Below are 3,957 nucleotides of genomic sequence, written 5' to 3'. Positions count from 1 at the left end.
TCGCTGAACCCGCGGCAGACGGTCGGCAAGATCATCTCCGGGCCGATGGAGATCAACGGCATCAACCCGCCCGGCGGCCGGGAGAGCCGCGTCCGGGAACTGCTGGAGATCGTCGGCCTCAACCCCGAGCACTACAACCGGTTCCCGCACGAGTTCTCCGGCGGCCAGCGCCAGCGCATCGGCGTCGCCCGGGCCCTGGCCCTGGAACCGAAGCTGATCGTGGCCGACGAACCGGTCTCCGCCCTGGACGTCTCCATCCAGGCCCAGGTCGTCAACCTGCTCCAGAAGGTGCAGCGGGAACTCGGCATCGCGTTCGTCTTCATCGCCCACGACCTCGCGATCGTCCGGCACTTCTCGCAGCGCGTCGCGGTCATGTACCTCGGCAAGATCGTCGAGATCGCCGACCGCGAGGACCTGTACGACAACCCGCGCCACCCCTACACCCGGGCGCTGCTGTCCGCCGTGCCCGAGGCCACGGTGGACGAGGTGCCGCGTGAGCGCATCCGGCTGACCGGTGACGTGCCGTCGCCGATCAACCCGCCCTCCGGCTGCCGCTTCCGCACCCGCTGCTGGAAGGCCACCGAGAAGTGCGCGACGGAGGCGCCGCCGCTGGTGCAGGTGCAGGGCAACAAGCCGGGCCACCTGACGGCCTGCCACTACCCGGAGACGGCGGACACCGTCCCCGCTCCGCGCCTCACCAAGGACCCCGAGGCGGCGGCCTGACACACCCCTTTCCGTCAGCCGCCCCCTTGTGGAGCGGACTTTCACCGGCCCATTGACCCGAGCCCATGAACGTCCGGTCCAGGGGACGAGGGCCCGCGCCTCCCCAGGCACGGGCCCTCCTCCATGTCCGGACGGCGGGACGCGGCACGGGTGCGTGGACGGGTCGGAGCAGCGCCGGGGAAGTGCGGCGTTCCTGACGCACCGTTCAGCAGGGTGTGTCACACTGCCGCGGTGGTGGATCACGTCTTTGCCGATCTCTCGCTCGCCGCACTGTACGACAGCCTCAACCCCTGGCGGCCGGGTGACGACTTCTACCTCGGTCTGCTGCGGGAGGCCGGGGCGGTGCTGGACATCGGGTGCGGCACCGGGCAGTTGCTGCGGCGGGCCCGCGCCGAGGGGCACCGGGGCCGGCTGACCGGGCTCGATCCGGCCGCCGCCATGCTGGTCCAGGCACGCCGGGCGCGGCCCGACGTCGAGTGGGTGCTCGGCGACGTGCGGGTGCGGCGGTGGCGGGCGGAGTTCGACCTCGTCGTCATGACCGGGCACGCCTTCCAGGAACTGGTGGCGGACGAGGAGATCCGGGTCTGTCTGCGCGCCGCCCGCGCGGCCCTGAAGGACGGGGGACGGTTCGTGTTCGAGACCCGCAACCCCGAAGCCCGCGCCTGGGAGCGGTGGACCCCGGACCGGGTCCTGCGGGCCACCGCCGCCGACGGCACCCCCGTACGGGTCTGGCACGAGGTGCAGGGCGGCGGGCCGCGAGGGGACCGGGTGCACTTCACCGAGACCTACGCCGGCCCCGGGTGGCCGGGCCCCCGCGTCAACCACGGCGTCCTGCGCTTCCTGGACGCCGGGCGGCTGGAGGGCTTCCTGGCGGAGGCGGGCCTGGCGGTGGCCGACCAGTACGGCGACTGGGACCTGAGCGCGCTCACCCCGGGCTCCCCCGAGATCATCACGGTGGCGCGGAAGGCGTGACCGGGCCCGGGGTTCCCCGGACCGGGGGTGATGGTGATCATGCACGTGATCGCTGGCCGGTGATCACGGCCGTCGCATAGGTTTCCGGGACGAGCGTGCGCAGCCCCGACGATGCGTCAGGTGCCGTGCGCCGTGCCCCTACCCGCCTCACCCCAAGGTTCCCGGCCTCGCCATGCCCTTACGCGTGCCCGCCCGCAGGTTCCGCCCGCCCCTGTGCCTGATCCCGGTCCCGTGGACCGTCGCCCTCGGACTGTGGGGACTGTCCCGGCAGCGGAGTGTGTGGCGGGACGAGGCCGCCACCTGGATGGCGGCCCAGCGGTCCGTCCCCGAGATCTGGCACCTGCTGGGGCACGTCGACGCCGTGCACGGCCTCTACTACCTGCTGATGCACGTCCTGTTCACCTGCTTCGGGGCGAGCACCACGACGCTGCGGCTGCCCTCCGTACTGGCGATGGCGGTGGCGGCGGGCTGTGTCACGGCCCTCGGCCACCGGCTGGCCGGGGCGCGTGCCGGAGTGGCGGCGGGTCTGGCGCTGGGGCTTCTTCCGGCCGTGCAGTTCTCCCTCCAGGACGGCCGCCCCTACGCACTCGTGTCCGCGGGCGCCGGGGTCTCCACCCTGCTGCTGGTCACCGTGCTCCGGGGCGGCGGCCGCACCGCGCGCTGGGTGGCGTACGGGGCCACGGTCCTGGTGTGCGCGCTGCTGAACTGGCTGTCGCTGCTCGTCCTGCCCGCGCACCTGGCGACCCTGGTGTGGACGAGGGCCGGTCGGGCGACGGCGGTGCGCTGGGCGGTGGCCGCGGCCGCCGCGACCGGTGGTGCTCTGCCGCTGGTCCTGTTCAGCCGGACCCAGTCCCACCAGGTGGCCTGGATCCCGCCGCTGACCTGGCACATGATGATCGGCCCCGCGGTCCTGCTGGCGCTCGGCGGCGCCGCGGCCCTGCTGGACAGGCCGCGGGCGGGGCGGCTGTCGGCGGCGGCCGTCGGACTGCCCCTGCTGGCCGTGCCACAGCTCGCCCTCGCCGGGATCTCCCTGTTCCAGCCCCTCTTCCTGGACCGTTACATCCTGTTCAGCATGCTGGGTCTCGCCCTGCTGATCGGCGCGGCCCTCGGTGCGGCGGTGCGGTCGGCGCGCCCGCGGTTCCCGCGTGCCTCGGCGTGGATCGTGCCGGTCGCGGCCGTGACCGCGGTGGTGGCGCTGCTGCCCCAGTCGCTGGCCACACGGTCCCCGGCCAGCCGGGTGGACGACGTCCTGGCGGTGGCGGGGGACGTCCGGAAGCTGAAGCGGGCCGGGGACGCGGTGGTCTTCCTGCCGGCGGACCGGCGCGACACCGCCCAGGTCTCCCCCGGCGACTTCGCCGGACTGCGGGACATCGCGCTGGTCGAGGACCCGGTGGCGGCCGGGTCGCTGAAGGGCGAGGAGGCCGGTCCGGACCGGATACGGGCCGCGATGCTCGCCGAGCACAGGATCCTGCTGGTAACGGACGCGCCGGAGGTGGCCCCGCCGGTGTCGACGGCGCGGGACAGGGCCAAGGCCGCGGTGCTGGGTCGGCACTTCACCCTGGTGGCGGACCGCCGGGTACGCGGCCGGCGGCTGTCGGTGTACGAGCGGCGGCACGGACTCCCGGACCACCGCCCCCGGGCCCGCGCGCGGGCCGGGGGCGTACGTCCGCCGGCTTCCGTACGTCCGCCGGCTTCCGTGCGTCAGCCGTCCCGGGTGGTCTCCGTGGCCGCCGGGTCCGGGCCCCCCTCCTCCAGCGCCGCCAGCGCCGGGTCCAGCACGATGTCCTCCTCCCGGGCCCCGGTGCTCGGCTCCTCCGGGAAGTGGCAGGCCGTCAGGTGGCCGTCGCGGTTGCCGGAGAGCTGGACCAGCGGGGGTTCCTCGGCGGCGCACCGGTCCTGTGCCTTCCAGCAGCGGGTGCGGAAGCGGCAGCCGGAGGGCGGGGAGATGGGGGACGGCACGTCGCCCGCGAGGCGGATGCGCTCGCGCCGGGGCGCGTCCTGCGCCGTCAGCATCACCTCGGGGACGGCGGAGAGCAGGGCGTGGGTGTAGGGGTGGCGCGGGCGGGCGTAGATGGAGTCACGGTCGCCCACCTCGATGATCTTGCCGAGGTACATGACCGCGACGCGCTGCGAGAAGTGCCGGACGATCGCGAGGTCGTGGGCGATGAAGACGAACGCGATGCCGAGTTCCCGCTGCACCTTCTGGAGCAGGTTGACGACCTGGGCCTGGATGGAGACGTCCAGGGCGGAGACCGGTTCGTC

The 3,957-nt window shown here is 74.0% G+C and carries 3 protein-coding genes and 1 pseudogene; 3 read left to right on the top strand and 1 reads right to left on the bottom strand.

The window, feature by feature from the left end:
• The 3 genes and pseudogenes from GT045_RS15275 to GT045_RS15265 all read left to right on the top strand — a co-directional run.
• Positions 1-723 (top strand): ABC transporter ATP-binding protein (locus tag GT045_RS15275; protein WP_161334496.1); only part of this gene is annotated, 723 nt, incomplete at its 5' end.
• A gap of 231 nt (positions 724-954) precedes the next feature.
• On the top strand, positions 955-1,695 hold the full coding sequence (locus tag GT045_RS15270; RefSeq protein WP_161334495.1) for a class I SAM-dependent methyltransferase: 741 nt from the start codon (positions 955-957) through the stop codon (positions 1,693-1,695).
• Between the two features lie 172 nt (positions 1,696-1,867).
• A pseudogene (locus tag GT045_RS15265) lies at positions 1,868-3,307 on the top strand (glycosyltransferase family 39 protein); the annotation flags it as partial.
• An 89-nt stretch (positions 3,308-3,396) separates the two neighbouring features.
• On the opposite strand, the gene GT045_RS15260 reads toward GT045_RS15265, so the two are convergent.
• On the bottom strand, positions 3,397-3,957 hold a 561-nt coding region (locus GT045_RS15260; RefSeq protein ID WP_161334494.1), incomplete at its 5' end, for an ABC transporter ATP-binding protein.

The sequence above is a fragment of the Streptomyces sp. SID486 genome (assembly GCF_009865385.1).
Classification (GTDB): Bacteria; Actinomycetota; Actinomycetes; order Streptomycetales; family Streptomycetaceae; genus Streptomyces.
The sequence above is the reverse complement of the archived record's forward strand: the minus strand, read 5'-3'. Positions and strand labels throughout refer to the sequence as shown.